The sequence below is a fragment of the Rhodanobacter sp. Soil_C_14 genome (assembly GCF_057657335.1).
This window is the reverse complement of the sequence record NZ_JBDGIQ010000001.1, coordinates 1,052,500-1,078,430: the sequence shown is the minus strand read 5'-3', so window position 1 is coordinate 1,078,430 and position 25,931 is coordinate 1,052,500. Positions and strand designations below refer to the sequence as shown.

Annotated in this window: 26 protein-coding genes; 18 read left to right on the top strand and 8 right to left on the bottom strand. The window is 65.9% G+C overall.

The genetic code is table 11. The features are described from left to right. Nucleotides 1-115 precede the first annotated feature (115 nt). The 6 genes from AC3A56_RS04915 to tpx all read left to right on the top strand — a co-directional run bounded on the left by AC3A56_RS04915 (nt 116) and on the right by tpx (nt 5,426). Entirely contained in the window at nt 116-1,366 is a 1,251-nt protein-coding gene (locus AC3A56_RS04915) for an NnrS family protein (protein WP_487769526.1), read from the top strand. Between the two features lie 141 nt (nt 1,367-1,507). Next, nucleotides 1,508-3,025, top strand: a complete 1,518-nt coding sequence (gene nirK / locus AC3A56_RS04910) for a copper-containing nitrite reductase (protein ID WP_487769525.1) — start codon at nt 1,508-1,510, stop codon at nt 3,023-3,025. A gap of 1 nt (nt 3,026) precedes the next feature. Beyond that, nucleotides 3,027-3,788, top strand: a complete 762-nt coding sequence (locus AC3A56_RS04905) for a formylglycine-generating enzyme family protein (protein WP_056766692.1) — start codon at nt 3,027-3,029, stop codon at nt 3,786-3,788. Between the two features lie 10 nt (nt 3,789-3,798). Continuing rightward, entirely contained in the window at nt 3,799-4,374 is a 576-nt protein-coding gene (locus AC3A56_RS04900) for an SCO family protein (RefSeq protein WP_056713945.1), read from the top strand. An 87-nt stretch (nt 4,375-4,461) separates the two neighbouring features. Continuing rightward, a complete protein-coding gene (locus tag AC3A56_RS04895) occupies nt 4,462-4,899 on the top strand; it encodes a CopD family copper resistance protein (RefSeq protein ID WP_056766696.1) in 438 nt (145 codons plus the stop codon). Nucleotides 4,900-4,925: 26 nt separating this feature from the next. After that, a complete protein-coding gene (tpx, locus tag AC3A56_RS04890; protein ID WP_487769524.1) occupies nt 4,926-5,426 on the top strand; it encodes a thiol peroxidase in 501 nt (166 codons plus the stop codon). Between the two features lie 34 nt (nt 5,427-5,460). Here tpx and AC3A56_RS04885 read toward each other — a convergent pair whose 3' ends face one another. Further along, nucleotides 5,461-5,871 carry a group III truncated hemoglobin gene (locus AC3A56_RS04885; RefSeq protein ID WP_487769633.1) on the bottom strand — a complete coding sequence of 137 codons (411 nt, stop codon included), beginning with the start codon at nt 5,869-5,871 and terminating at the stop codon, nt 5,461-5,463. Between the two features lie 101 nt (nt 5,872-5,972). Then, the gene (azu, locus tag AC3A56_RS04880; RefSeq protein ID WP_056713982.1) at nt 5,973-6,419 is read right to left on the bottom strand and encodes an azurin; all 447 of its coding nucleotides are present in this window, start codon (nt 6,417-6,419) and stop codon (nt 5,973-5,975) included. 143 nt (nt 6,420-6,562) lie between these two features. Between azu and fdxA the strand changes: the two genes are divergently transcribed. Together fdxA and AC3A56_RS04870 are read left to right on the top strand one after the other, a co-directional pair. Continuing rightward, nucleotides 6,563-6,886: a ferredoxin FdxA gene (gene fdxA, locus AC3A56_RS04875; RefSeq protein WP_056713957.1), complete on the top strand. Its 324-nt coding sequence runs from the start codon at nt 6,563-6,565 to the stop codon at nt 6,884-6,886. Nucleotides 6,887-7,081: 195 nt separating this feature from the next. Next, nucleotides 7,082-9,391 (top strand): nitric-oxide reductase large subunit, encoded by a 2,310-nt coding sequence (locus AC3A56_RS04870; protein WP_487769523.1) that lies wholly within the window; start codon nt 7,082-7,084, stop codon nt 9,389-9,391. A gap of 72 nt (nt 9,392-9,463) precedes the next feature. On the opposite strand, the gene gap is transcribed toward AC3A56_RS04870, so the two are convergent. Beyond that, nucleotides 9,464-10,465: a type I glyceraldehyde-3-phosphate dehydrogenase gene (gene gap, locus AC3A56_RS04865; RefSeq protein WP_007807517.1), complete on the bottom strand. Its 1,002-nt coding sequence runs from the start codon at nt 10,463-10,465 to the stop codon at nt 9,464-9,466. Between the two features lie 221 nt (nt 10,466-10,686). Between gap and AC3A56_RS04860 the strand changes: the two genes are divergently transcribed. The 4 genes from AC3A56_RS04860 (at nt 10,687) to AC3A56_RS04845 (ending at nt 14,732) form a co-directional block, all read left to right on the top strand. Next, nucleotides 10,687-11,499: a S1/P1 nuclease gene (locus AC3A56_RS04860; RefSeq protein ID WP_487769522.1), complete on the top strand. Its 813-nt coding sequence runs from the start codon at nt 10,687-10,689 to the stop codon at nt 11,497-11,499. A 73-nt stretch (nt 11,500-11,572) separates the two neighbouring features. Next, nucleotides 11,573-13,042: a pyruvate kinase gene (gene pyk / locus AC3A56_RS04855; protein ID WP_056713969.1), complete on the top strand. Its 1,470-nt coding sequence runs from the start codon at nt 11,573-11,575 to the stop codon at nt 13,040-13,042. Nucleotides 13,043-13,136: 94 nt separating this feature from the next. Then, entirely contained in the window at nt 13,137-13,583 is a 447-nt protein-coding gene (locus AC3A56_RS04850; RefSeq protein ID WP_487769521.1) for an energy transducer TonB, read from the top strand. Nucleotides 13,584-13,727: 144 nt separating this feature from the next. After that, a complete protein-coding gene (locus AC3A56_RS04845) occupies nt 13,728-14,732 on the top strand; it encodes a class I fructose-bisphosphate aldolase (protein WP_056713977.1) in 1,005 nt (334 codons plus the stop codon). A gap of 103 nt (nt 14,733-14,835) precedes the next feature. Here the strand turns inward: AC3A56_RS04845 and AC3A56_RS04840 are convergent, their stop codons facing one another. Both AC3A56_RS04840 and AC3A56_RS04835 read right to left on the bottom strand, forming a co-directional pair. Continuing rightward, entirely contained in the window at nt 14,836-15,435 is a 600-nt protein-coding gene (locus AC3A56_RS04840) for a porin family protein (RefSeq protein WP_007807528.1), read from the bottom strand. Between the two features lie 175 nt (nt 15,436-15,610). Beyond that, on the bottom strand, nt 15,611-16,258 hold the full coding sequence (locus AC3A56_RS04835; protein WP_487769520.1) for an outer membrane protein: 648 nt from the start codon (nt 16,256-16,258) through the stop codon (nt 15,611-15,613). 223 nt (nt 16,259-16,481) lie between these two features. Between AC3A56_RS04835 and tkt the strand changes: the two genes are divergently transcribed. Continuing rightward, nucleotides 16,482-18,491 (top strand): transketolase, encoded by a 2,010-nt coding sequence (tkt, locus tag AC3A56_RS04830; protein ID WP_487769519.1) that lies wholly within the window; start codon nt 16,482-16,484, stop codon nt 18,489-18,491. A gap of 65 nt (nt 18,492-18,556) precedes the next feature. On the opposite strand, the gene AC3A56_RS04825 is transcribed toward tkt, so the two are convergent. Then, complete coding sequence (locus AC3A56_RS04825; RefSeq protein ID WP_487769518.1) at nt 18,557-19,195, bottom strand: HAD hydrolase-like protein; 639 nt, start codon at nt 19,193-19,195, stop codon at nt 18,557-18,559. After that, nucleotides 19,195-20,379 carry a phosphoglycerate kinase gene (locus AC3A56_RS04820; RefSeq protein ID WP_487769517.1) on the bottom strand — a complete coding sequence of 395 codons (1,185 nt, stop codon included), beginning with the start codon at nt 20,377-20,379 and terminating at the stop codon, nt 19,195-19,197. Before AC3A56_RS04820 ends, AC3A56_RS04825 begins: the two co-directional genes overlap by 1 nt. Nucleotides 20,380-20,550: 171 nt before the next feature. Here AC3A56_RS04820 and maiA point away from each other — a divergent pair, with 171 nt between their 5' ends. Then, on the top strand, nt 20,551-21,213 hold the full coding sequence (gene maiA / locus AC3A56_RS04815) for a maleylacetoacetate isomerase (RefSeq protein ID WP_056717357.1): 663 nt from the start codon (nt 20,551-20,553) through the stop codon (nt 21,211-21,213). A gap of 214 nt (nt 21,214-21,427) precedes the next feature. Here the strand turns inward: maiA and AC3A56_RS04810 are convergent, their stop codons facing one another. Next, nucleotides 21,428-22,540 (bottom strand): PilT/PilU family type 4a pilus ATPase, encoded by a 1,113-nt coding sequence (locus tag AC3A56_RS04810; protein ID WP_007807540.1) that lies wholly within the window; start codon nt 22,538-22,540, stop codon nt 21,428-21,430. Nucleotides 22,541-22,625: 85 nt separating this feature from the next. Here AC3A56_RS04810 and AC3A56_RS04805 point away from each other — a divergent pair, with 85 nt between their 5' ends. The 4 genes from AC3A56_RS04805 (at nt 22,626) to AC3A56_RS04790 (ending at nt 25,911) form a co-directional block, all read left to right on the top strand. Then, entirely contained in the window at nt 22,626-23,192 is a 567-nt protein-coding gene (locus tag AC3A56_RS04805) for a DUF4398 domain-containing protein (RefSeq protein WP_487769516.1), read from the top strand. Next, nucleotides 23,189-23,830, top strand: a complete 642-nt coding sequence (locus tag AC3A56_RS04800; protein WP_056766715.1) for a hypothetical protein — start codon at nt 23,189-23,191, stop codon at nt 23,828-23,830. Before AC3A56_RS04805 ends, AC3A56_RS04800 begins: the two co-directional genes overlap by 4 nt. Before the next feature lie 326 nt (nt 23,831-24,156). Beyond that, entirely contained in the window at nt 24,157-24,384 is a 228-nt protein-coding gene (locus AC3A56_RS04795; protein WP_056717360.1) for an HP1242/YdcH family protein, read from the top strand. 156 nt (nt 24,385-24,540) lie between these two features. After that, nucleotides 24,541-25,911, top strand: coding sequence for a pyridoxal-phosphate dependent enzyme (locus tag AC3A56_RS04790; protein ID WP_056766717.1), 1,371 nt, complete (start codon nt 24,541-24,543; stop codon nt 25,909-25,911). Nucleotides 25,912-25,931 lie beyond the last annotated feature (20 nt).

The following is a 25,931-nucleotide window of genomic DNA, read 5'->3' as shown; positions in this document are numbered from 1 at the left end:
CCGATGATTCGTTGAAGCACCGGCCATGCTGCGGGGCGTGGTTGATGCATGTCATGGTTGCCGGCGAAGGCGCTGTGGCAGCATGGCGAATCATTCGCATTTGTGTGGACTCGCCATGTCTGATTCGCCATCTGCCGGCAACACGCCGCCGGCGTTCGCCGAAGCCGCCCGCCTGCTGGCCTCCGCCCCGCATCGGCCGCTGTTCCTGGCCGGCACCGTCGCGGTGCTGCTGAGCATGGCGTGGTGGGCGGTGGAGCTGACCTGGATGCGCTTCGGCCTGGCCGGCTGGCCGCAGCCCACGATTCCGCCGGGCTGGGCGCACGCGATGCTGATCCAGTACGGCCTGTTTCCGCTGTTCATGTTCGGCTTCCTGATGACCACGTTTCCCAAGTGGCTGGGCCGCCCCGAGCTGCCGCGCACGCGCTTCCTGCCGGTCGCCGGCGGCGTCTTCGGCGGTTACGTGCTGGCGAATGTGGGTCTGCTCGACCTGGGGTGGCTGCTCAAGCTGGGCATCGCGGTGATGCTGGCGGGCTATCTGCTCGGTGTGGTGACGCTGGCCGGGGTGTTGCGTGCTTCGGTGGCCGAGCGCAAGGGTCACGCGCGTTCCTGCCTGGCGGCGCTGTGCCTGGGCACGCTGGGGCTGGCGATCTTCCTGGCGTATCTGTTCGGCGCGCCAGCGGAGTGCGCGCTGCTGGCGATCAAGCTGGGCACCTTCGGCCTGCTGCTGCCGATCTATTTCTCGGTGATGCACCGCATGCTGCCGTTCTTCACCGGCAACATGGTGAAGGGGTACGAGGTGATCCGGCCGGACTGGAGCATGCCGATGGTGTGGGCGCTGTTGCTGGCGCATCTGCTGCTGGACTGGCGTGGCGTGCTCGACTGGCTGTGGGTGGTCGACATCCCGCTGGCACTGGTGTTTGCCTGGCACTCGCTGCGCTGGCAGCCGTGGAAGGCGATGCGCCCGGGCATCCTGGCGGTGCTGCATCTGGCGTTTGCCTGGTTGCCGGTGGCGTTCGCGCTGTTCGCCATCCAGGACGTGGTGCATGCCCTGAGCGGCCAGCTGATCCTGGGCCGCGCCCCGCTGCATGCGCTGGGCATCGGCTTCTTCGGCTCGATGTTGGTGGCGATGGTCACCCGGGTCACCCAGGGCCACTCCGGCCGGCCGATGCAGATGGGCAAGGTCGCGTGGCTGTGCTTCGCCCTGCTGCAGGTGGTGACCCTGCTGCGCATCCGTGCCGAACTGGGTGGCGATGTCTATCTGTGGCTGGTGATTGCCGCCTATGGCTGGCTGCTGGCTTTCCTGCCGTGGGTGCTGCGCTCGGCGTGGATCTACCTGACGCCGCGTGCGGACGGCAAGTCGGGTTGAGCGTGCCCGCTGGGGCAGGCTGGCTTGGGCCGTGGCAGGGTGACGCAGTCGGGCTGAAAAGATTCGCCAATTGATTCACGTCACATGGACTTCCGTGAGATAGCCTAGGCTTGCAATCGCAAGAACTCACGGAGAGCGTCCATGTCACGTCCAGGTCTATTCCTACTCGCTGCGGCGGCGCTGTTCACGCTGGCGGCATGTTCCGGCAAACCGCAGGCCGCGGCCAAGGCTGAAGCCGGCCCGGCGGGTGCTGCGTCCACGGCATCGATTCACGGCGACTTCGGCCCGCCCCAGGGCGAAGCGATCCACGCGGTGCTGACCAGCCCGCCGCACGTGCCGCCACCGCTGAAGCGCAACTACCCGGCGAAGGTCATCGTCGAGCTGGAAGTGATCGAGAAGGAGATGCCGATCTCCGAAGGCGTCAGCTACACCTTCTGGACCTTTGGCGGCACCGTGCCGGGCAGCTTCATCCGCGTACGCCAGGGCGACACGGTGGAGTTCCACCTGAAGAACGCGCCGGACAGCAAGATGCCGCACAACATCGACCTGCACGGGGTGACCGGTCCGGGCGGCGGCGCGGCCTCCAGCTTCACCGCGCCGGGCCACGAATCGCAGTTCACCTTCAAGGCGCTGAACCAGGGCATCTTCGTCTACCACTGCGCCACCGCGCCGGTGGGCATGCACATCGCCAATGGCATGTACGGCCTGATCCTGGTCGAGCCACCGGAGGGCCTGAGCCCGGTCGACCACGAGTACTACGTGATGCAGGGCGACTTCTACACCACCGGCAAGTACCGGCAGAAGGGCCTGCAGCCGTTCGACATGGAAAAGGCGATCGACGAGAACCCGACCTATGTGCTGTTCAACGGAAAGGAAGGCGCGCTCACCGGCGACAACGCGCTGACCGCCAAGACCAACGAGACGGTGCGCCTATTCGTGGGCAACGGCGGTCCGAACCTGGTGTCGAGCTTCCACGTGATCGGCGAGATCTTCGACAAGGTGCAACCCGAGGGCGGCACCATCGCGCAGCACAACGTGCAGACCACGCTGATCCCGTCCGGCGGCGCGGCCACGGTGGAATTCCACACCGACGTGCCGGGCAGCTACGTGCTGGTCGACCACTCGATCTTCCGCGCCTTCAACAAGGGCGCGCTGGGCATCCTCAAGGTGGACGGCCCGGAAGACAAGTCGATCTACTCGGGCAAGGAAGTGGACGCGGTGTACCTGGGCGATCGCTCGGAGCCGAACCTGAAGGCGGTGACCACGGCAGCCAAGGCGCATGCGGCCGGCACGCTGACCAAGGAAGAGCAGATCGCCGCGGGCAAGCAGCTGTTCACCGGCACCTGTTCGGTCTGCCACCAGGCGAACGGCGAAGGCCTGGCCAACGTGTTCCCGCCGCTGGCGAAGTCGGACTTCCTGGCGGTCGATCCGAAGCGGGCGATGACCATCGTCACCCACGGCCTGACCGGCAAGATCACGGTGAACGGCCACGAGTACGACTCGGTGATGCCGCCGATGAGCCAGCTCAACGACGACGAGGTGGCCAACATCCTCACCTACGTGCTGAACAGCTGGGACAACCCGGGCGGCCAGATCAGCAAGGAAGAGGTAGCCAAGGCACGCGCCGAGGCACCCGCTGCGGCGGCCCCGGAGCACTGAGATGCGCGCAGGCCTGCTGTTCGTCCTGGGACTGATGCTGGCACTGCCGGCGGTGGCGGCGGATTACGTCGCCCTGCCGGGTGGGACTTTCACCAGCGTGCTGCCGGCCGACGGCAAGGCGGCGCCGGCGCAGGTGGCGCCATTCCGCCTGCGCACCGAACTGGTCACCAACGGCGAGTTCCTGGCCTTCGTGAAGAAGCACCCCGAGTGGCAACGCGACAAGGTGGCCAGCATCCTCGCCGATGCGCGCTACCTGACCCAGTGGGGCAGTGCCGACGCACTGGGTGACACGGCGTTGCCGCGCCAGCCGGTGACCCGGGTCAGCTGGTTTGCGGCGCAAGCCTATTGCGAGAGCGAAAACGCGCGCCTGCCCAGCTGGTACGAATGGGAATACGCGGCCGCGGCCGATGCCACCCGCCGCGACGCCCGCGCCGACCCGGCCTGGCGCGAAAGCATTCTGGGCTGGTACGCGCGGCCGTCCAACACGGCCCTGCCCGACGTGGGCGGCATCGCCAACGTCTATGGCGTGCGCGACATCAACGGGTTGGTGTGGGAGTGGGTGGACGACTTCAACGCCTTGATGGTCGCCAGCGACAGCCGCGAGCAGGGCGATCCGGACCTGCTGAAATTCTGCGGCGCGGGCGCGATCAGCCTGCAGGAGAAGGAAAACTACGCGGTGCTGATGCGCATAGCGATGCTGTCCGCGCTCAAGGCCGCCAACACCACCAACAACATGGGCTTCCGTTGCGCGAAGTCCGAATGAGGCATGCGCCATGAAACGTCTGTTGTCCCTGCTTGCGATGCTCCTGCTGCTCGGCAGCGCGCGGGCGGCCACGCCGCTGCCCGGCGATTCGGTCTACAACCTGTCGGTGCAGTTGACCGACCAGGACGGTCATCGGCAGAAGCTGGCCGAGCGGCGCGGCCGGCCACAGCTGGTCACCATGTTCTACACCTCGTGCCAGATGGTCTGCCCGATGATCATCGACAGCATGCGGCTGACCCGCAATGCACTGGACCCGGCCACCCGTGCCCGGATCGACCTGCTGGCGGTGAGCTTCGACCCCGTGCGTGACGACGTGGCCACGCTGCGCACCTACGCCGACAAGCGCAAGCTGGATTCGCGCATCTGGACCCTGGCGCGGGCCGAGCCCGCACAGGTGCGCCAGCTGTCCGGCGTGCTGGGCCTGCAGTACCGCCAGCTGCCGGACAAGGAATTCAACCACAGCAGCGAACTGATCCTGCTGGACAGCGACGGTCGCATCGCCGCGCGCACCACCCGCATCGGCAAGCTCGACCCGGCCTTCGTCGAGGCGATCCGCAAGCTGGTGGCTGCCACGCCGCAGGGTTGAGCGCAGGGCGCAACCCGGGTTGATCCATGTCAGCGCGACATGCGGCGGTCGCGCGCAGACTTGGGCGCATGCTTCCGGAGAGTGCGCATGAGTGCCTGGTATCCGTGGATCGTGCTGCTGCACCTGTCCTGCGCGATCGTGTTCGTCGGTGCGGTGACCTTCGAGGTGGTGGTGCTCGAAGCGCTGCACCGGCATTTCGACATCGCCACCATGCAGCGCATCGAGAAGGCCGTGATGGCGCGGGTGCGCCGTTTCATGCCGGTAGTGGTGATCCTGCTGTTCGTCAGCGGCGGCGTGTTGTTCGAGATCCGCTGCGGCGGGCTCGAATGCGTCGGCAGCCGCTTCGGCAACTGGCTGCTGCTCAAGGTGCTGCTGGCGTTTGGCGTGCTCGGGGTATTCGTCAACGCGATGTGGGCGATGCGCAGCGGCAAGATGGACGTCTGCCGGTTCAGGCACACCCATCGCATCGTGCTGGGCTTGATGGTCGGCATCGTGTTCCTGGCCAAGACCATGTTCTACTTGTAGCCATCCATCCAGCAACGAGGTGCACGATGTCCGCAGTCACATTCAAGGGCCAGCCGATCAGCGTCGACGGCCAGTTTCCCGCGCCGGGTTCGACCGCGCCGGCCTTCAGCCTGGTCGGCGGCGACCTGTCCGACGTGACGCTGTCGAGCCATGCCGGCAAGCGCAAGGTGCTGAACATCTTTCCCAGCATCGACACCGGCGTGTGCGCCACCTCGGTGCGCCGCTTCAACGAGCTGGCCGGCCAGCTCGACAACACCGTGGTGCTGTGCATCTCCGCCGACCTGCCGTTCGCGCAAGCACGTTTCTGCGGCGCCGAAGGACTGGACAAGGTGATCAACCTGTCGCTGATGCGCGGCCGCCAGTTCCTCAACGACTACGGCGTGGCGATCGCCAGCGGCCCGTTGGCGGGGTTGGCTGCGCGTGCGGTGGTGGTATTGGACGAACATGACAAGGTCATCCATGCCGAGCTGGTCAGCGAGATCGGCCACGAGCCGAACTATGACGCGGCGTTGAAAGCGCTGGCCTGATCGCGACTATTGTAGGAGCGCACCCTGTGCGCTCCTACGGGCGCTCGATGCCGACGATCGGCACGCCGAACGGCTGGGCCTGCGGATGGAGACCCAGTCCGTATTTCAGGCTGCGACCGATGCGCTCGGCGTATTCCAGCATCGTGGCGGCCGCGGTTTCGTCCAGTTCTTCCGCGCAGGTTTCGCGCCACAGCGCCAGCCAGCGGTCGAAGTGTTCGGCGCGGATCGGATGGGGGCGGTGCGCCCCCATCGGATTGCCGCGATAGCTGCCGGCGCGCAGCGCCACCGAGGCCCAGAACGAGGTGAGCAGGCGCTTGTGCTCGTCCCAGTCATGCACGGCTGCGTTGAAGATCGGGCCGATCTGCGCATCGCGCCGCACCTTCTCGTAGAAGTGGTCGACCAGCCTGGCCAGGGCGGTTTCATCGAGGGTCGACTGCGGGTTCATGCGGGACATGGTAGATCCGTGCGTGGAGCGCTGCGTGATGCCGGCACCAACAAAAAACGCATCCGGCCATGACGGCCGGATGCGTCGCTGGTCCAAGGAGCTTACTGGCCCAGGCTCAAGGTGCCCTTCATCAGCGCGGCGTGGCCGGGGAAGGTGCAGAAGAACGCGTACTGCTCGCCTGCCTTCAGCTTGGCCACGTTGATGGTGGCGACATCGGATTCGCCGCCGCCGATCAGCTTGGTGTGCGCGATGATGCGCGCGTCACCTGGCTTTTCGTAGCTGCTGGCCGCGCCGGCCTTCATGCCGTCGGAAATCACGCCCGCTTCGTCGCTGGCGTGCGACAGCACCCAGTTGTGCCCCATCGCGGTGGCCGGCAGCTTGCCGGTGTGCTTCAGGGTGACCTTGAACGACTTGCAGGTCTTGGGTACGGTGATCGTCTTGGTGTTGAACTGCATGGCGTCGTTCGCCTCGACGGTGGTCGCGCATTCGGCGGCCATCAGCGGAGTGGAAAGCAGGCCGAGCAGGGCAATGGCAATCAGTTTGCGCATCATGGGTTGCTCCTTGGGGAAGTTGGGGATCGAGTGAATTCTGCGATGGTGGTGCGTCATCGGCACTGACCTGGGTCATGGCTTTCGCACTATCCGTCCCGGACACTCTAGCGACACACCGGCAGGCGTCGGAAGGAGGCAAGATGACGCACGTCGTCACCGAAAACTGCATCAACTGCAAGCACACCGATTGCGTCGAGGTGTGTCCGGTGGACTGCTTCCACGCCGGTCCCAATTTCCTGGTGATCGACCCCGACGAATGCATCGACTGCACGCTGTGCGTGGAGGAGTGCCCTGTCGGCGCGATCTTCCCCGAGCTCGACGTGCCGGCGGGCCAGGAGATCTTCATGTCGATCAACGCCGAGCTGGCGCGCGAATGGCCAGTGCTGACCAGCAAGATCCCGGCGATGGAGGATGCGGCGAAGTGGGACGGTGTGCCGGACAAGTTGCCGCTGCTGCAGCGCTGACCTCATTGGCTCCGCGCCGATACGGGCGACGCGAAAAGAAAAGGTTTATGGTGGGACGGCTCGGCGCGACGGCAGGGGAGTGGGGTCGTCGCATCGATCCTTGCGCGCGGGCCCAACCGGCATGGTCATGCTCATGATCATGCGATCTTTCGTCGCACCGGCCCGCATTCTCTCGCCTTGCCGGAGGAAGTAGCGATGAATGAAGCCGCACAACCCTTGACCGACGACGATACCGAGTTGTCGCCGTGGTGGCTGCGAACGGTGGCGCTGGTGATGGTGATCGGCTTCGCCGGATTGCTTGCCGTCACCTTGCTCGCCTATCGCAATGCGCCGCCGATTCCCGCACAGGTGGTCGACGCCCAAGGCGCCGTGCTGTTCAGCGGCGACGATATTCGTGATGGCCAGGCGGTGTTCCTCAAGTACGGCCTGATGGACAACGGCAGCATCTGGGGACATGGCGCCTATCTGGGCCCGGATTATTCCGCCGAGGCGCTGCATCGTCTGGGCGAAGACACCGCTGCGGCCATTGCAGGCACGCAGTACGGCAAGCCCGTGGCTGCGCTGGATGCACGGCAGCAGGCCGCAGTGCACGCTGAAACGGCGGTGACCCTGAAGACCAATCGCTACGACGCGCAGAGTGGCGTGTTGCAATTGATCGAACCCGAAGCCGTCGCCTACCGACAGCAGATCGGTTATTGGACCGACTATTTCAAGGACCCTACGAAGAATGGCGGGCTCAAGCCGAACCTGATCACTGACCCTGCGGAGCTGCACCAGTTCACCGCCTTCGTGACCTGGGCGGCGTGGGCTTCGGTGGCGATGCGGCCCGGCACGGACGCGTCGTATACCAACAACTTTCCCTACGACCCCAGCGTGGGCAATGTCGCCACCGGAAGCGCGCTGTTGTGGAGCGCGCTCAGCCTGCTGGTGCTGTTGGCGGGTATCGCGACCGTGCTGCTGGCATTCGGCAAGTTCGACTACCTCGGCTGGATCAGTCGCGGCCATCACGTGCACCCGCAGCTGCTGCCGGGTCAGTCCAGCCGGGGGCAGCGTGCGCTGGTGAAGTTCTTCGTGGTGGTGGCGCTGCTGTTCCTGATGCAGACCCTGGTCGGCGGCGGCGTGGCGCATTTCCGTGCCGATCCGGGCAGCTTCTACGGTTTCCAGCTGGAGAACATCTTCCCCAGCAACCTGCTGCGCACCTGGCATCTGCAAACGGCGATCTTCTGGATCGCCACGGCATATGTGGCTGCCGCCCTGTTCCTTGGCCGCTCGTTGCGCGCGCCGGATGACGAGCCGCGCTGGCTGGCCGGCTGGGTGCACGTGCTGTTTGCGGCCTTCGTGGTGGTCATCGGCGGCAGCCTGCTCGGGGTCTGGGCCGGCATCGAGCAGAAGCTGGGCAATCTGTGGTTCTGGCTTGGCGACCAGGGCTGGGAGTACCTCGAGCTCGGACGCGTATGGCAATACCTGCTGGTGGTTGGTCTGCTGGTCTGGTTCGCCATCCTGTGGGTGCTGGCGCGACCGCGCGCAGTGGCCAACGTGGCCGCCCGACCGCTGGCGAAAATGTTCATGTTCGCCGCCGTCGCCATTCCGGTGTTCTACGTGCCGGCGTTGTTTTTTGGTGCCAAGACCAATTACACGGTGGTCGATACGTGGCGCTTCTGGATCATCCATCTGTGGGTCGAGGGCTTCTTCGAGTTCTTCGCCACGACCATCGTGGCGCTGACCTTCTATCAACTGGGCCTGACCCGGCGCAACGTGGCTTTGCGCGTGATCTACCTGGACGCCATCCTGTATTTCCTGGGCGGCCTGATCGGCACCGGGCACCACTGGTATTTCACCGGCCACACGAACTTCAACATGTCGCTTTCGGCGCTGTTCTCGGTACTCGAAGTGGTGCCGCTGACCTTGCTGACGCTGGACGCCTGGGACTTCGTGCGCACCACCCGCGGCGATTGCGACGTGTGCGGCAAGGCCGTGGCGGTGCCGCACAAGTGGACGTTCTACTTCCTCATGGCGGTGGGCTTCTGGAACTTCGTCGGCGCGGGTATGTTCGGCTTCTTTCTCAACCTGCCGATCGTCAGCTACTACGAAGTGGGCACGCAGATCACGCCGACCCATGGCCATGCGGCGCTGATGGGCGTGTTCGGGATGCTGGCCGTCGCGCTGATGGTGTTCTGCCTTCGCCAGGCCAGCAGCGACGCGCGGTGGCCCGGCATCGAGAAGTACGTCAGGGTGGCGTTCTGGGGCACCAACATCGGACTGATGCTGATGATCCTGATGAGCCTGTTTCCCAGTGGCGTGATGCAGTTGTGGGACGTGCTGAAGCACGGCTACTGGCATGCGCGCAGCGCCGAGTACGTGGCGATGCCGCGTTCGCACCTGGTCGAATGGCTGCGCCTGCCCGGTGACCTGATCTTCATCGGCTTCGGCGCCGTCCCGCTGGTGATTGCTTCGATCAAGGGTTGGCTGGGCGTCCGCGCGGATGCGCGGGCGGAGGCGCGCTGATTTTCGATCGCGCATGAAAAAGCCCGCGCCGACCAGGATCGGCGCGGGCTTCGGTGTCTGCGAATCTGCGGATTACTTCGCGATGACGCGCACCATTTCCAGGCACTTGTTCGAGTAGCCCCACTCGTTGTCGTACCAGCTGACCAGCTTGACGAAGGTGCTGTCCAGCGCGATGCCGGCGTCGGCGTCGAACACCGAGGTGCAGGTTTCGCCGCGGAAGTCGGTGGCCACGACCTTGTCTTCGGTATAGCCGAGGATGCCCTTCAGCGCGCCTTCCGACTGCGCCTTCATCTCGGCGCAGATCTCGGCGTAGCTGGCGTCCTTTTCCAGCTCGACGGTGAGGTCGACCACCGAGACGTCCGAGGTCGGCACGCGGAAGCTCATCCCGGTGAGCTTCTTGTTGAGCTCGGGGATCACTACGCCGACCGCCTTGGCCGCGCCGGTGGAGGACGGGATGATGTTTTCCAGGATGCCGCGGCCGCCGCGCCAGTCCTTGTTGCTCGGGCCGTCCACGGTCTTCTGGGTGGCGGTGGCCGCATGCACGGTGGTCATCAGGCCGCGCTTGATGCCCCACTTGTCGTTGAGCACCTTGGCGATCGGCGCCAGGCAGTTGGTGGTGCAGCTCGCGTTGGAGATGATCGCCTCGCCCTTGTAGGTCTTGTCGTTGACGCCGTAGACGAACATCGGCGTGTCGTCCTTGGACGGCGCGGACAGGATCACCTTCTTCGCGCCGGCATCGATGTGCTTCTGCGCAGTTTCCTTGGTCAGGAACAGGCCGGTGGATTCGATCACCACGTCGGCGTTCACTTCATTCCACTTCAGGTTGGCCGGGTCGCGCTCCTGGGTCAGGCGGATGGTCTTGCCGTTGATCACCAGATGACCGTCCACGATCTTCACGTCGCCCTTGAAGCGGCCGTGCACGGAGTCGTAGCTCAGCATGTAGGCAAGGTAGTCCGGCTCCAGCAGGTCGTTGATCGCCACGATCTCGATGTCGTTGCCGAAGTTCTGCACGGCAGAGCGCAGCACGTTGCGACCGATGCGGCCGAAGCCGTTGATGCCGACCTTGATGGTCATGAGTGAACGTCCTCCTTAGGGGATGGCAGGCAAGGCCGCGGCAGCGGCCGGGAAACAGCCATTTTACAGCCAATCCGCCCGGGTTGCCCGACCGGCGCGGCAGGCCGGGCGAAGCCGGATGGCATGGCACCGGCCGCCGCCGTGCACGGGGCACGGCGAGCGGCAAAAAGCCGCAGCCGTCTGTGGCATGCTGCGGACATCATTCCGCTGGATCAACCGCCATGAGTTTCACCCGCCGCGCCGCCGTCCTGCTGGCCTGTCTCGTCATCGCGCCGGCGCAGGCATGGGGGCCGCTGGGTCACAGCGTGGTGGCCGAACTGGCGCAGCGCCACCTGAGTCCCGCCGCCGAGGCCGAGGTCGTGCGCCTGCTGGCGCCGGAGCACACGAACTCGCTGGCCGACATCGCCAACTGGCCGGACCAGATGCAGAACGATCCGGCGATGGCGGCCTTGTGGAAGCAGACCCGCGGCCAGCATTACATCAACTTCCGCGGCGGCAGCGCCTGCGACTACGTGCCGCCGCGCGACTGTCGCAACGGCAATTGCGTGGTGTCGGCCCTGCAGTATTACGTCGGCGTGCTGGGTGATCGCAGCCAGAGCGACAAGGCGCGGCGCAATGCGCTGAAGTTCGTGGTGCATTTTGTCGGCGACATCCACCAGCCGCTGCATGCGGGCTATCGCGACGACAAGGGTGGCAACACCTTCCAGGTGCAGTTCGACGGCAAGGGCAGCAACCTGCACAAGGTGTGGGATTCGAGCATGCTCTACAGCCGCGACCTGGACTGGCAGCAGTACGCGCAACGGCTGGATTCCGCCGTGCCGGTCGCGCTGCCCGCGCCGATCGCGCCGCTGGACAATCCCTACGCCCAGTGGGCCGAGGAATCCTGCCGGATCACCGCCGAGCCGGGTTTCTATCCGTCCGGGCACACGATCGACAAGGCCTACGTCAAGGCCGAGCTGCCCGAGGCGGAGCTGCGCCTGCGCCAGGCCGGTCGTCGGCTGGCGGCGGTATTGAACCTCGCCCTGGGCAAATAGCCGTCCGTGTCATCGCCTATGCATACGAATGCATGGGGATGGCGTGCCCTCCTTCATCTGCTAGCCTCGACCCATGAACGAAAATCCGCTGCGCCGTACCAAGATCGTCGCCACCCTGGGCCCTGCCACCGATGCGCCGGGCATGCTGGCGCGGATCATCGCCGAAGGCGTCAACGTGGTTCGCCTGAATCTTTCGCACGGCCAGCCCGACGACCATCGGGCGCGCGCCAATGCGGTGCGTGCCGCGGCCAGCGAGGCCGGTTGCGAAGTGGGCATCCTGGCCGACCTGCAAGGACCGAAGATCCGCATCGAGACGTTCGCCAACGGGCCGGTGGAGCTGGTCGACGGCGCACCCTTCGTGCTGGATTGCCGGCCCGATGCGCCGCCCGGCGATGCCTCGCGCGTGGGCGTGAGCTATTACGGCCTGCCCGGCGACGTGCATGCCGGAGACGTGCTGCTGCTGGATGACGGGCTGGTCGCGCTGACCGTGCTGGACGTGGTCGGCGCCGAGGTGCGTTGCCAGGTGCTGATCGGCGGCAGGCTGTCCAACCGCAAGGGACTCAACCGCCAAGGCGGCGGACTCTCTGTGACGGCGCTGTCGGACAAGGACAAGTCAGACATCAAGCTGGCCGCCGAGATCGGCGCGGATTTCCTGGCGATCTCGTTCGTCCGTTCGGCCGAGGACATGCACCAGGCGCGGCGCCTGCTGCACGAGGCCGGCGGCAACGCCGCGCTGGTGGCGAAGATCGAGCGCGCCGATGCGATCCCCGTGCTGGGCGAAATCATCGACGCGTCCGACGTGGTGATGGTGGCGCGCGGCGACCTGGGCGTGGAGATCGGCGACGCCGAGCTGCCCGGCCTGCAGAAGAAGATCATCCGCGAGTCGGTGCAGCGCAACCGCGCGGTGATCACCGCCACACAGATGCTCCAGTCGATGGTGCGCTCGCCGATCCCGACCCGGGCCGAAGTGCTCGACGTGGCGAACGCGGTGATCGACGGCACCGACGCGGTGATGCTGTCGGAGGAAACCGCCGCCGGTGCGCACCCGGACAAGGCGGTGGCCGCGATGCGTCGGATCTGCCTGGGCGCCGAACGCCAGTTCGAGCCGAAGGAGGATCTGACCGCCACCGGCCACATGCTCGATCGCACCGACCAGGCGATCGCGCTGGCCGCGATGATGCTGGCCAGCCAGCTCGACGTGCGGGCGATCGTGGCGCTGACCGAATCCGGCGCCACCGCGCAATGGCTGTCGCGCTACGGCAGCGCCGTACCCATCTTTGCCCTGTCGCCGATGGCCGGCTCGCGTCGGCGCATGCTGCTGTTGCGCGACGTGCAGCCGGTGGCGTTCTCTCACGAGGGCCTGACTTCGGTGGCCACCGCACGCTCGGCCGTGCAGCAGTTGTTCGCCCAAGGTCGCCTGCAGGAAGGCGATCGCGTGGTGCTGACCCAGGGCGACCACGTCGGCCAGGGCGGCGGCACCAATACGCTGAAGCTGCTTTCGGTCGGCAGCGACGGCATGGTGGAGTGCCTGCGCGACCTGTGATGCTGACGGCTTGCTGTCTGGCCGGGTCGTGCTGACTGTCGCTGAACAAGCGGTCGACTAAACTTGAACTGCCCACCCGTGCTGGAGAAACGCCATGAAGACCATTTTCCGCCCATTGCGCCAAGGACTGTTGTTGGCATTGGCGCTTGGCGTCGTCGCCCCGGTATTCGCCCAGGGCCAGGCGCGCAAGATCGACCAGCAGGACCTCTACCGCTACTGGATCCTGCTCAACACCCAGGTGCAGATGGATGTGCCCAATACGGGACTGAACCTGGACAAGCCCGGTTGTGCGGCGGTGACGTATACGGTCGGTTCGGACGGCGTGCCGATGAACGTGCAGGTGGCCAAGGTGGTGCCCAAGAGCGACCTGGGGCCGGTGGCGCGCAGCGCGGTTTCCAACTTCCGCTACGGCCCGTCGCTGAGCAACCGCATCGGTGAGCCGGTGGCCACCTATTACATCGTGCCGTTCAACGCGCCCAAGGACCCGGCCCAGCGCCAGCAGCTGATGGATGCCTGCAAGCTGCCTGGCTACACGCCCTGAGGCGGTCGTGGGCCGCCTCAGGGCGGCCCCGGCGCGCCCGCCGGTGAATCTGGCCTATAATTGCCGTTTTGAACCATGCCGCTTCGTCTTCGAGGCGGCTTCAACCATGTGCGGGCGTGAAGCCGGCCGCACCACGGAGTCGTCATGAGTATTGAAGATCTCGAAAGCATCGCCCTGGCGATGGTCGCGCCCGGCAAGGGCATCATCGCCATCGACGAGTCGACCAACACCATCAAGAAGCGTTTCGAGGCCGTCGGCATCGAGAACACCGAGGAAAACCGCCGCGCCTACCGTGAGCTGCTGCTGACCACGCCGGGCCTGAACGAGCACATCTCCGGTGCGATCCTGTACGACGAGACGATCCGCCAGTCGACCAAGGACGGCGTGCCGTTCACCCAGGTCATGAAGAAGCTGGGCATCATCCCCGGCATCAAGGTCGACAAGGGCCCGCAGCCGCTGGCCGGCTTCCCCGGCGACGTCGTTACCGAAGGCCTCGACGGCCTGCGTGAACGCCTGCAGGAATACGCCAAGCTCGGCGCGCAGTTCGCCAAGTGGCGCGCGGTGATCAACATCACCGAAGAGAACCCCAGCTCCACCGCGATCGAGGCGAACTGCCACGTGCTGGCCCGCTACGCCGCGCTGTGCCAGGAAGCGGGCCTGGTGCCGATGGTCGAGCCCGAAGTGATCATGGACGGCGACCACAGCATCGAAGTCAGCTACGAAGTGCACGAGGCCGTGCTGCGCAGCCTGTTCAACGCGCTGTACGAGCAGAACGTGATGCTGGAAGGCACCATCCTGAAGATCAGCATGGTCATCCCGGGCAAGGACTCGGACGAGCAGGTCGACGTCGAGGAAGTGGCCGAGGCCACCGTGCGCGTGCTGAAGTCCACCGTGCCGGCGTCGTTGCCGGGCATCGTGTTCCTTTCCGGCGGCCAGACCGACGAGCAGTCCACCGCCCACCTGAACGCGATGAACCAGATCGGTCCGCATCCGTGGCCGCTGTCGTTCTCCTACGGCCGCGCGATGCAGCAGGCGGCGCTGAAGCTGTGGTCGAAGGACATGAAGGCGAACTATGCCGACGCCCAGAAGACCGTGCACGCCCGCGCCCGTGACAACGGCCTGGCGGCGCTGGGTCAGTGGAAGGGCTGAGGTTGAATTCCCGCGATCGTCGGTGATCGCGGGAAGCTGCACGCTACAAAAAGAGAACGGGCGCCTCGCGGCGCCCGTTTTTTTACCTTGAGCCGACAACCGATCAGAAGCGATATTCGGCGCTAACCGAGACCATGTCGGTGCTGAGGTCCACGCGGTCCTTCTTTGCGTCGTAGTAGTCGTAGTTCAGGCCGACACTGACGTTGTTGCTGAAGTCGTAACCCACGCCGGCACCCGCGTACCAGCTGGTGTCGTCCAGGCCCTTGCGAACCGGGTTGGCGTCGTTGCTGAGGCCGTGGCCCTTCCAGCCGTAGATGCCGCCGCGAGCGCTGACATACCAGTTCGGGGTGACGTTGAAGTGGCCGTTCACGCCCGCCGTCCAGCCGTGCAGCTGCGACTTGCCATCCTCGACCACCGGCTGGCTGTTGAAGATGTTCTTGGCGTGGATGTTGCCCAGATCGTTGTAACCGACCTCGGCGCCCAGCGCGACCGACGGGCTCACCGCCCAACGGTAACCGCCGTTGATGCCATAGCCGGTGTCGTTGTCGTCATACGCACCATGGTTGATCGAGGTCTGGCCGACGTTGCCGTTGATGAACCAGCCGTCATTGTGGGTGGGCGCGCTCTGCGCGAACACGGCGGGGCCGGCGAACACGCCAGCGGTGGCCAGGGCGAGGGCAATCAGGGTCTTGTTCATTTTCATGGAGCTTCTCCAGTTTGTTGTCATGGCAGTCGGCCCGATGGGGGAGTGGCCGCTGCTGGTGGTGCGCTGTCCAAGGTGGTCGGCGACACGGAGACTTAGATGGGTCGGGCCGGGAAAGATTCAATACCGATTAGTTCAGTATTAAGCCGGCGTTAACGAAAATGGTTCGGACGGATCAGAAACGGTACTCGGCCGTCAGCGAAGCCGTGTCCGAGGTCAGGCCGACCCGATCCTTGTTGGCGCGGTAGTAGTCGTACGACAGGCCCAGGCTGAAATGCGGGTTGAAGTCGTAGCCCGCGCCCACGCCGGCATACCAGTCGACCTGGTCGAGGTCATGCCGGTTGATGTCCTGGTTGGCGTAGCCGTGGCCCTTCCAGCCATACACGCCGGCCCGGCCGCTGACATACAGCCCCTGCCACACGTTGATCTTGCCGTTGACGCCGGCGGTCCAGCCGCGCAGCGCGTTGCGGCGGTCGGTCAGGTTGACGTCGTCGCTGTTGAAGGCATTCTTCAGCTTGAAATTGCCGAGGTCGTTGTAGCCGACCTCCACGCCGAGGCCGACATCCGGGCCGACCTTCCAGCGGTAGCCGCCGTTGATGGCGTAGGTCGTCGGGTGGTCGTTGTAGGGGCCGACGCGCATGTGCGCCTGGCCGACACTGCCGTTGAGGAACCAGTTGCCGCTGCCGATCGGCTGGCCGGGCTGGAAGTTGCCGCTCGTGGCGGCTTCGGTCGTGCCGGCCGTAGACTGGGCGTCCTGGGCAAAGGCCGGAACCGTGCACAGTCCGGTGGTGGCGATGGCGAGTGCGAATAGATGCTTGTTCATGGGGAGTCCTCTTCTTTGATCCGGACCACGGCGCATTCAGCGGAACGCGCGGGTCGGGCAGCGCTCGGGGATGGCGCTGCGGGCACATTGATAGTGGGTCGAGACTGAAGCTCGCCGAACCGTGGGGTGTCGGGGTTAAGCGGTGATTAATCGAAAAGCCGCAGACGACAGCGCACGGTCGATCGGCGACAATAGACGTTTTGCACCCGCCGGAGACTGCCCGATGACCACCCGCCGCGAACTCGCCAACGCCGTGCGAGCCCTTGCCATGGATGCCGTGGAAGCGGCCAAGTCCGGTCATCCGGGCATGCCGATGGGCATGGCCGATCTCGCCGAGGTGCTGTGGAACGATTTCATGAAGTTCAATCCGGCCAACCCCAAGTGGTTCAACCGCGATCGCTTCGTGCTGTCCAACGGCCACGGCTCGATGCTGCAGTACGCGCTGCTGCACCTGACCGGCTTCGACCTGGCGATGGATCAGCTGAAGCGCTTCCGCCAGCTGCATTCGAAGACCGCCGGCCACCCGGAAGCCAGTGAAACGCCGGGAGTGGAAACCACCACCGGCCCGCTGGGCCAGGGCCTGGCCAACGCCGTCGGCTTCGCGCTGGCGGAGAAGGTGCTGGCGGCGCATTTCAACCGTGACGGCCACGAAGTAGTCGATCACCACACCTACGTCTTCCTCGGCGACGGCTGCCTGATGGAAGGCATCTCGCACGAAGTCGCCTCGCTGGCCGGCACCTGGCAGCTGGGCAAGCTGGTCGCGATCTACGACGACAACGGCATCTCCATCGACGGCGAAGTGCACGGCTGGTTCACCGACGACACGCCGGCGCGCTTCGAGGCCTACGGCTGGAACGTGATCCGCGGCATCGACGGGCACGATGCCGAGGCGATCAGGAAGGCGATTGCTGCCGCTACGGCGCAGCACGACAAGCCCACCCTGATCTGCGCCAAGACCATCATCGGTTTCGGCGCGCCGCACAAGCAGGGCAAGGAAGAAAGCCACGGCGCCCCGCTGGGCAAGGACGAGATCGCCGCCGCCCGCGAACAGCTGGGCTGGAAGTACGCGCCGTTCGAAATCCCGGCCGAGATCTACGCCGCCTGGGATCACAAAAAGTCAGGTAATGAAGCCGAGCAGGCCTGGAACGACGCGTTCGCGAAATACGCCGCCGCGCATCCGGAGCTGGCTGCCGAGTTCAAGCGGCGCCTCGCCGGCGAGCTGCCCGCCGACTGGGCGGAGAAGTCGCAGGCGTATATCGCGAAGTTGCAGGCCGAGGGCCCGGAAGTGGCCTCGCGCAAGGCCTCGCAGATGACGCTGGACGCGTTCGGCCCGCTGCTGCCCGAACTGATCGGCGGCTCGGCCGACCTGGCCGGCTCCAACCTCACCAAGTGGAAGGGCAGCCTCGACGCCGCCACCGGCGACAGCGCGGGCGGCCAGGGCAACTACGTCTACTACGGCGTGCGCGAGTTCGGCATGACCGCGATCGCCAACGGCCTGGCGCTGCACGGCGGCTTCATCCCGTACGACGCGACCTTCCTGGTGTTCTCCGACTACGCCCGCAATGCGGTGCGCATGAGCGCGCTGATTCCGGCGCACGCGATCCACGTCTACACGCACGACTCCATCGGCCTGGGCGAGGACGGTCCGACCCACCAGCCGGTCGAGCACATGGCCAGCCTGCGCTACATCCCGAACAACCAGCTGTGGCGTCCATGCGACGCCGTGGAATCGGCGGCGTCGTGGAAGGCGGCGATCGAGCGCAAGGGCGCGCCGTCGTGCCTGATCTTCTCGCGGCAGAACCTCAAGCATCAGCAGCGCAGCGAGCAGCAGGTCGCCGACATCATGCGCGGCGGTTACGTGCTGTCCGATCCGCTGGACACGAAGTTCCAGGCCATCCTGATCGCCACCGGCTCGGAAGTGGAACTGGCGATGGAAGCCTCGCGCGCGCTGGCCCAGCAGGACGTGGCGGTGCGCGTGGTGTCGATGCCTTGCACCGAGGTGTTCGACGCGCAGCCGCTGGAATACCGCGAAGGCGTGTTGCCGGGCTGGTGCCGCGCCCGCGTGGCGGTGGAAGCGGCGACGGCCGACTTCTGGTGCAAGTACGTGGGCCTCGACGGCGAGGTCATCGGCATGACCACGTTCGGTGCCTCCGCACCCGCACCGCAGCTGTTCGAACACTTCGGCTTCACCGTGGCGCACGTGATCGATGCGGTGAAGCGCGTCGTGCGCTGAGCGCGGGTTTCTTCATCCACAAAAAAGCCGCGGCATGCCGCGGCTTTTTTTACGCGCTGGCAAACTCAGGCGAGCAGCAGGCCAGCCAGTTCGTCCGGTGTCGCCGCGATCGCGCTGGCCCCGGCCTGCTCCAGTTCCTCGCGATTGCCAAAGCCCCACAGCACGCCGAAACCGCGCACGCGGTTGGCCACTGCGCCGTCGATGTCGAAGTGGCGGTCGCCGATCATCACGGCGTCTGCCGGGTCGCTGTCGAAATGCGCCAGCGCCTCGGCGATCATCGAGGCCTTCTCGCTGTGCGGGCTGTCCGGATGCGGGCCGTACAGGCGCAGGAAGGCGTCGCCGAAGGGCAGGTGGGCGATGATCGGCGCGGCGTGGCGGTGCGGCTTGCTGGTGACCACGGCGAGTCGGTGGCCGGCGCCGAGCAGTCGTTCGATCAGCGCCTCGATGCCCGGATAGATCTCGTGTTCCTGCCAGCCCAGCGTGTTGAAACGCTCGTGGTAGTAATCCACTGCCGCCTCGATCCGTTCTGGATCGTGATCCAGCAAGGGCGCAAAGCTGTGCCGCAGCGGCGGGCCGATCCAGCGACGCAGTTCCTCGTGCGCCGGCGCTGGCACGTCGAGCCGGGCCAGCGCGTGTTTCACGCAGGCGGTGATGCCGTGCTCGGAATCGATCAGGGTGCCGTCGAGGTCGAACAGGCAGAGCATTACTTCGCGGCCCGCGCCTTCAATGCGGTGACCGCGGGCAGTTCCTTGCCTTCGAGGAATTCGAGGAAGGCGCCGCCGCCGGTGGAGATGTAGGAAACCTGGTCGGCGATGCCGTACTTGTCGACCGCGGCCAGGGTGTCGCCGCCGCCGGCGATCGAGAATGCATTCGATGCGGCGATCGCGCGCGCCAGGGTCTCGGTGCCCTTGCCGAACGCGTCGAACTCGAACACGCCGACCGGACCGTTCCACACCACGGTGCCGGCCCTGGCGATCAGCGCGGCGTAGATCTCCGCGGTTTGCGGGCCGATGTCGAGGATCATTTCGTCCGGCCCGACCTGATCGACCGGTTTCACCGTGGCCGGCGCCTGGGCGGAGAAGGTCGGTGCCACCACCACGTCGACCGGCATCGGCACTTCGGCGCCACGTCGCTTTGCGTCGGCCAGCACCTTCTTCGCCGCGTCGAGCAGGTCCATCTCCACCAGCGAGTTGCCGACCGAGTGGCCCATCGCCGCGATGAAGGTATTGGCGATGCCGCCGCCCACGATCAGCTGGTCGACCTTGCCGATCAGGTTGTCCAGCAAGGTCAGCTTGGTCGACACCTTCGAACCGGCCACGATCGCCAGCAGCGGGTGGGCCGGATGTTCCAGCGCCTTGCCCAGCGCGTCGAGCTCGGCGCACAGCAGCGGGCCGGCGGCGGCGACCGGGGCGTACCTGATCACGCCGTGGGTCGAGGCCTGGGCGCGGTGCGCGGTGCCGAAGGCGTCCATCACGAAGATGTCGCACAGCGCCGCATACTTCTTTGCCAGCGCCTCGTCGTCCTTGCCCTCGCCGACATTCATGCGGCAGTTTTCCAGCAGCACGACTTCGCCCGGGCCGACCTCGATGCCGTCGGCCAGATAGTCGGAAACCAGCCGCACCGGCTGATCCAGCTTGCCGCCGAGCCAGAGTGCCACCGGCGCCAGTGAGGATTCGGCGTCGAACTGGCCTTCCTTGGGGCGGCCCAGGTGCGACATCACCATGACCCGGGCACCGGCGTCGCGGGCGGCCCGGATGGTCGGCAGGGCGGCGGCGAGGCGCTGGGTCGAGGTGATCTGGCCGTGGTCGTCGAACGGCACGTTCAGGTCTTCGCGGATCAGCACGCGCTGGTCGCGCAAATCGAGGTCGCTCATGCGGGTGACGGACACGGCAGGACTCCAGTGGTGGTCGGGATCACCGCGAACGGGCGGCAGCCGACTATTGTCCGGCCCCGGTCGTGTCGATGCAAACCGGTTGCCGTTCGACGGGGCGTTGCGGCCCGGACCGGCCCGGGCCACACTGTCGCCTGCTTGCCATCATCGTGCAGAGGGGGACTGCTCATGGCCACCGGTCTGGTGCTTTACAGCTACTGGCGCTCCAGCGCTGCCTATCGCGTGCGCATCGCGCTGAACCTCAAGGGGTTGGAGTACGAAACCCGGCCGGTGCATCTGGTGCAGGACGGCGGTCAGCAGCATGCGCCGGCCTACAAGGCACTCAACCCGCAGGAAATGGTGCCGTGCCTGCTCGATGGCGATCGGGTGATCACCCAGTCACTGGCGATCATGGAATACCTGGACGAGATGCACCCGGAACTGGAAACGGCCCTGCTGCCGGTGGACGCCCGTGGTCGCGCCCAGGTCAGGGCGCTGGCGATGGCGGTCACCTGCGACATCCATCCGCTGGGCAACCTGCGTGTCCTGCAACAGCTGGAAGCCGAATTTGGCGCCAGCGAGGAACAGCGCGCGACCTGGTCGCGGCACTGGATGGCGGCGGGTTTCAAGGCGATCGAGGAGCAGTTGTCCGACAGCGCCGCGACGGGTCGCTATTGCCACGGCGAGACGCCGAGCATGGCCGACGCCTGCCTGATTCCGCAGGTCTACAACGCGCTGCGCTGGAAACTGCCGATGGACGATTACCCCACCATCGCGCGCATCCACCGCGCCTGCAACGAACTGGAAGCGTTCCAGCGCGCCGCTCCGGAGGCTCAGCCGGACGCGCCTTGAGAACGTGCAGGAGCGCACCTTGTGCGCGATCGCTTTTGTCGGGGGTGGGGATCTGTCGCAACCGTGACCCCTCATCCGACCCTTCGGGCCACCTGCATTCGGGCCATCCTTGGCCCTCACCCTTCGGGCGGCTGTCGCCGTGCAAATCGGCAATCCTGCCGATTTGTCTCCCCGGCGGGGAGAAGGGGCTTAGCGGCGGCCATGGGCCGCTTTTCTAGAAGCCCATCCCGTACGGGTCGTTGCCGGCCAGTTCCTCGTCGCTGGTGCCGCCTTCGGCCAGGCGGATCTTCAGGGCCAGGCCGTCGCGCGAGTCGGACTTGTTGAGCGCTTCGTCCAGGTCCACGCGGCCTTCCTTGTACAGGCGGTAGAGCGACTGGTCGAAGGTCTGCATGCCTTCCTGCAGGCTGCGGTCCATCGCCTCCTTGATCTCGTGGGTCTGGCCACGGCGGATCATGTCGCGGATCAGCGGAGTGTTCAGCAGCACCTCGGCGGCGGGAATGCGCCGGCCGTCCTTGCCGATCACCAGGCGCTGGCTGATCACCGCGCGCAGGTTCAGCGCCAGGTTCATCAGCACGTTCTTGTGCGCCGATTCGGGGAAGAAGTTGAGGATGCGTTCCAGCGTCTGGTCGGCGTTGTTCGAGTGCAGCGTGGCCAAGCACAGGTGGCCGGTCTCGGAGAAGGCGATCGCCGCTTCCATGGTGTCGGTGTCGCGGATCTCGCCGATCATGATCACGTCCGGCGCCTCGCGCATCGCGTTCTTCAGGGCCTCATGATAGGTGTGGGTGTCCAGGCCCACCTCGCGCTGGTTGACGATCGACTTCTTGTGCCGGTGCAGGTATTCGATCGGATCCTCGATGGTGAGGATGTGGCCGGAGGAATTCGTGTTGCGGTGGTCGAGCATCGCCGCCAGCGTGGTCGACTTGCCCGAACCGGTGGCGCCGACCACCAGGATCAGGCCGCGCGGCTCCATGATCAGGTCGCGGAAGATCTTCGGCAGCTGCAGCTGCTCGATGCTGGGGATCTCGCTCTTGATCGCGCGGATCACCATGCCCACTTCGCCGCGCTGCTTGAACACGTTGATGCGGAAGCGGCCGGCTTCCTTCACCGCCAGCGCCATGTTCAATTCAAGGTCGCGCTCGAACTGGGGCACCTGGCCTTCGTCCATCAGCGAGTAGGCGATCTTCTTGACCATGCCGCTGGGAAGGCCGGTATTGCCCAGCGGATACAGTTTGCCCTCGACCTTGATATTCACCGGGGCGCCCGTGGACAGGAACATGTCCGACGCGCCCTTGTCTACCATAAGCTTCAGGAAGTAACCGATGTCCACGAAAAACCCCTAGTTTGCGAAATGCGCGTTGCAATGATGGATTATGCCCGCCCACAATACGCTGCGACACACCATGAGGAATGTGATGCACATCTTTTCCCTGCCGGCCGGACATTTCCGGCCCGGCCGCACCGTCCTGATCGCCCTGGTCCTGGCCCTGTTCGTGGCTGGCTGCGCCTCGGTGCCGCCGCCCAATGACTCGATGAACATGGCCCAGACCCAGCTGCAGATGGCTCGCGACGCCGGCGCGGCCGATTATGCGCCGGTGGACCTCGGTTTTGCCCAGGACAAGTTCCAGCTGGCGCAGTCGGCGATGGCCGAACGCAAGTACGCTGACGCGGCGAGCCTGGCCGAGGAATCCCGCGCCGACGCGGAACTGGCCCAGGCCAAAGCCCGCCTGGGCGCAGCGCGCGCCCAGATCCAGAGCAAGATGCAGGAAAACAGCCGTTTGCGGGCCCAGGGTGAGGCTGCGGCCGCCGCGGCGCAGGCGCCTACGCCTGCACCGGCGCCACCGGCCACCAACGCCCAGCCCACCGAAGACATGCCGGCTCCGCCGTCCTCGGCGCTGTCCTCACCGACCGGTGACGGTTTCCAGACCGTGCCGGACAACGCACAACAGCCTGCGGTGGACCCCGCGGGAGGTCAGCCATGAAGCGTTCCGCCATCATCCTTGCCACCCTCGCGCTGGCGTTGGGCACGCTGGGTTCGGCTCATGCCCGCCAGGACGACATCGACATCAACCGCCTGACCGGCAGCCTCAACCAGCTCGCCAGCGATCCCGGCCTGGGCGCCTACGCCCAGGCCGAACAGGCCCGTGCCCGTGACGCCATCAACCGGCTGGCCCAGGCCGGCTCGCGTGAGCGGCCGCATGCGCTGTATCTGGCCGAGCGTCGCGTCGACCTGGCCAAGACCGCCGCGCAGGTGCAGGACGCCCAGGTCAAGCTGACCCAGCTCGATCGCGAACACGACCAGATCCTGCTGGACAACAGCCGCCGCGATGCGGAGCTGGCCCGGCGCGAGCTGGAGCGCCAGCGCCTGCAATACCAGCTGGCGCAGGAGGAGGCGGCCCGGCTGCAGGCGCAGGGCCTGGAGTACTCGCAGGCGGCCGACCAGGCCCGGGCGGAAGCGGATCGGGCAAAGAAGCTGGCCGCGGCCCAGAGCAAGGTGGCACGCGCCGCCAAGCGGCAGGCCGAGTTGGCGGCGCAGGCGGCCAAGGCGATGCGTTCGCAGATGGAAGGCGCGGACAAGCCCTCCGGGACCGATACCAAGCCGTCCGGCCAGCATCGCTGACCGGGTCGTTTCCGGCCCCCGTTACGGTCGCGGAAGAAAGTCGTTGAGCGGATGTAAAAGGCTGTTTTGACAGTTTTTTACGGAACTTTCCACGCCTCCCGAAAGTGCCCTCGAAACGCTTGCACCCCCTCCGGTGGGGGAGTAGGGTCAAAGTCCCACGGGGCATCCCGGTCCCGTGGGTCACTGACCGAACCATGCACGCATTTCTCGCTTCGAAAGCTTCCTCCGCATCCGGTGTTCCGGCGCGGATCGAGGGTGCGCGCCCCGGTTCACCGTCTGCGGACGGCCTGTTGCGTCCGCACGTCAACTCGCGAGGAGGTCGGACCATGTTTGAAAACCAGCAGCGTGATGATGTCGAGGCATTGATGAAGGCTGATGCGGAATTCCGGCGGCTCTACCAGCATCACAGGGAACTCGACAGCAAGGTGCACGACGCCGACATCGGCGTACTGCCCATCGACGACATGACCCTGGCCAGCATGAAGAAGGAAAAATTGCTGGCCAAGTCCCGACTCGAACGCATGTGGGCAGATCGGGCGCATCTCGTCCACTGACCTCGGCTGTTCGCGAACGCGGCCCCGGGCCCTTTCCGCCAGACGGAAAGGGTGCCGGGGCCGCCGCGTTTGCGCTGCCCGCTTCGAGCGCTCGGGTATCATGGCCCTCTTGTCGCGACGGTCCTCATCGCGTCGCAGCCACATCACGGAGCCCCCATGACGGTCCACCAGAGCGTTCTTGAATTGATCGGCCACACGCCGATGGTCCGCACCCAGCGCCTGGACACCGGCCTGTGCGAACTGTTCCTCAAGCTGGAAAGCGCCAACCCCGGCGGCTCGATCAAGGACCGCATCGGCCTGTCGATGATCGAGGGCGCCGAGAAGGACGGCCGCATCCGCCCGGGCGACATCCTGGTCGAAGGCACCGCCGGCAACACCGGCCTGGGCCTGGCCCTGGTGGCGCAGGCCAAGGGTTACCGCCTGATCCTGGTGGTGCCGGACAAGATGAGTCGCGAGAAGATCTTCAACTTGAAGGCGATGGGCGCCGAAGTGGTGCTGACCCGTTCCGACGTGGCCAAGGGCCATCCCGAGTATTACCAGGACATGGCCGAGCGGATCGCTCGCGAGACGCCCGGCGCGTACTTCATCAACCAGTTCGGCAACCCCGACAACCCGGCCGCGCACATCGCCACCACCGGGCCGGAAATCCTCGAGCAGATGGACGGCCAGGTCGACGCGATCGTGCTCGGCTGCGGTTCGTCCGGCACGCTGAGCGGCCTGTCGAAATTCTTCGCCGAACACTCGCCGCAGACCGAACTGGTGCTGGCCGATCCGGTCGGTTCCATCCTCGCCGAATACATCAACGAGGGCACGCTCTCGACCAAGTCGGCCAGCTGGATGGTCGAAGGCATCGGCGAGGATTTCCTGCCGGGCATCAGCGACTTCACCCGGGTGAAGAAGGCCTACGCGATCCCGGACAAGGAGAGCTTCCTCACCGCCCGCGAGCTGCTGGCGAAGGAGGGCATCCTGGGCGGCTCGTCCACCGGCACCCTGCTGGCCGCGGCGCTGCGCTACTGCCGCGAGCAGACCACGTCGAAGCGCGTGGTGACCCTGGTCTGCGACACCGGCAACAAGTATCTGTCCAAGCTGTACAACGACTACTGGATGCTCGACAACGGCTTCATCGAGCGCGAGCAGCACGGCGACCTGCGCGACCTGCTGCTGCGCCCGTTCGCCCAGCGCGACACCGTGGTGGTCGGCCCCAACGAATTGCTGATCACCGCTTACAACCGCATGAAGCTGTACGACGTGTCGCAGCTGCCGGTGATGGACGGCCGCAAGCTGGTGGGCATCGTCGACGAATCGGACGTGCTGATGCACGTGCACGCCGACGAGTCGCGTTTCCGCGATTCGGTGTCGAGCGCCATGATCACCAGCCTGCAGAAGCTCGATGTGCGCTCGCCGGTCGAATCGCTGCTGCCGGTGTTCGAGCGCGGCCACGTGGCCATCGTGGTCGACGGCGACGACTTCCTCGGCCTGATCACCCGCATCGACCTGCTGAACTGGCTGCGTCGCAAGGTGAACTGAACAGGCTGAATGAAACTCGC

Excerpts from the sequence above, each read along its gene's own strand:
- AC3A56_RS04845 (WP_056713977.1), top strand. The coding sequence starts at position 13,728 with ATGAGTATTGAAGATCTCGAAAGCATCGCCCTGGCGATGGTCGCGCCC.
- fdxA (WP_056713957.1), top strand. The coding sequence starts at position 6,563 with ATGACGCACGTCGTCACCGAAAACTGCATCAACTGCAAGCACACCGAT.
- AC3A56_RS04915 (WP_487769526.1), top strand. The coding sequence starts at position 116 with ATGTCTGATTCGCCATCTGCCGGCAACACGCCGCCGGCGTTCGCCGAA.
- AC3A56_RS04870 (WP_487769523.1), top strand. The coding sequence starts at position 7,082 with ATGAATGAAGCCGCACAACCCTTGACCGACGACGATACCGAGTTGTCG.
- tkt (WP_487769519.1), top strand. The coding sequence starts at position 16,482 with ATGACCACCCGCCGCGAACTCGCCAACGCCGTGCGAGCCCTTGCCATG.
- AC3A56_RS04905 (WP_056766692.1), top strand. The coding sequence starts at position 3,027 with ATGCGCGCAGGCCTGCTGTTCGTCCTGGGACTGATGCTGGCACTGCCG.
- AC3A56_RS04840 (WP_007807528.1), bottom strand. The coding sequence starts at position 15,435 with ATGAAAATGAACAAGACCCTGATTGCCCTCGCCCTGGCCACCGCTGGC.
- AC3A56_RS04800 (WP_056766715.1), top strand. The coding sequence starts at position 23,189 with ATGAAGCGTTCCGCCATCATCCTTGCCACCCTCGCGCTGGCGTTGGGC.
- tpx (WP_487769524.1), top strand. The coding sequence starts at position 4,926 with ATGTCCGCAGTCACATTCAAGGGCCAGCCGATCAGCGTCGACGGCCAG.
- AC3A56_RS04860 (WP_487769522.1), top strand. The coding sequence starts at position 10,687 with ATGAGTTTCACCCGCCGCGCCGCCGTCCTGCTGGCCTGTCTCGTCATC.
- AC3A56_RS04885 (WP_487769633.1), bottom strand. The coding sequence starts at position 5,871 with ATGAACCCGCAGTCGACCCTCGATGAAACCGCCCTGGCCAGGCTGGTC.
- maiA (WP_056717357.1), top strand. The coding sequence starts at position 20,551 with ATGGCCACCGGTCTGGTGCTTTACAGCTACTGGCGCTCCAGCGCTGCC.
- gap (WP_007807517.1), bottom strand. The coding sequence starts at position 10,465 with ATGACCATCAAGGTCGGCATCAACGGCTTCGGCCGCATCGGTCGCAAC.
- AC3A56_RS04850 (WP_487769521.1), top strand. The coding sequence starts at position 13,137 with ATGAAGACCATTTTCCGCCCATTGCGCCAAGGACTGTTGTTGGCATTG.
- pyk (WP_056713969.1), top strand. The coding sequence starts at position 11,573 with ATGAACGAAAATCCGCTGCGCCGTACCAAGATCGTCGCCACCCTGGGC.
- azu (WP_056713982.1), bottom strand. The coding sequence starts at position 6,419 with ATGCGCAAACTGATTGCCATTGCCCTGCTCGGCCTGCTTTCCACTCCG.
- AC3A56_RS04900 (WP_056713945.1), top strand. The coding sequence starts at position 3,799 with ATGAAACGTCTGTTGTCCCTGCTTGCGATGCTCCTGCTGCTCGGCAGC.
- AC3A56_RS04835 (WP_487769520.1), bottom strand. The coding sequence starts at position 16,258 with ATGAACAAGCATCTATTCGCACTCGCCATCGCCACCACCGGACTGTGC.
- AC3A56_RS04805 (WP_487769516.1), top strand. The coding sequence starts at position 22,626 with ATGCACATCTTTTCCCTGCCGGCCGGACATTTCCGGCCCGGCCGCACC.
- AC3A56_RS04895 (WP_056766696.1), top strand. The coding sequence starts at position 4,462 with ATGAGTGCCTGGTATCCGTGGATCGTGCTGCTGCACCTGTCCTGCGCG.
- AC3A56_RS04790 (WP_056766717.1), top strand. The coding sequence starts at position 24,541 with ATGACGGTCCACCAGAGCGTTCTTGAATTGATCGGCCACACGCCGATG.
- AC3A56_RS04795 (WP_056717360.1), top strand. The coding sequence starts at position 24,157 with ATGTTTGAAAACCAGCAGCGTGATGATGTCGAGGCATTGATGAAGGCT.
- AC3A56_RS04825 (WP_487769518.1), bottom strand. The coding sequence starts at position 19,195 with ATGCTCTGCCTGTTCGACCTCGACGGCACCCTGATCGATTCCGAGCAC.
- nirK (WP_487769525.1), top strand. The coding sequence starts at position 1,508 with ATGTCACGTCCAGGTCTATTCCTACTCGCTGCGGCGGCGCTGTTCACG.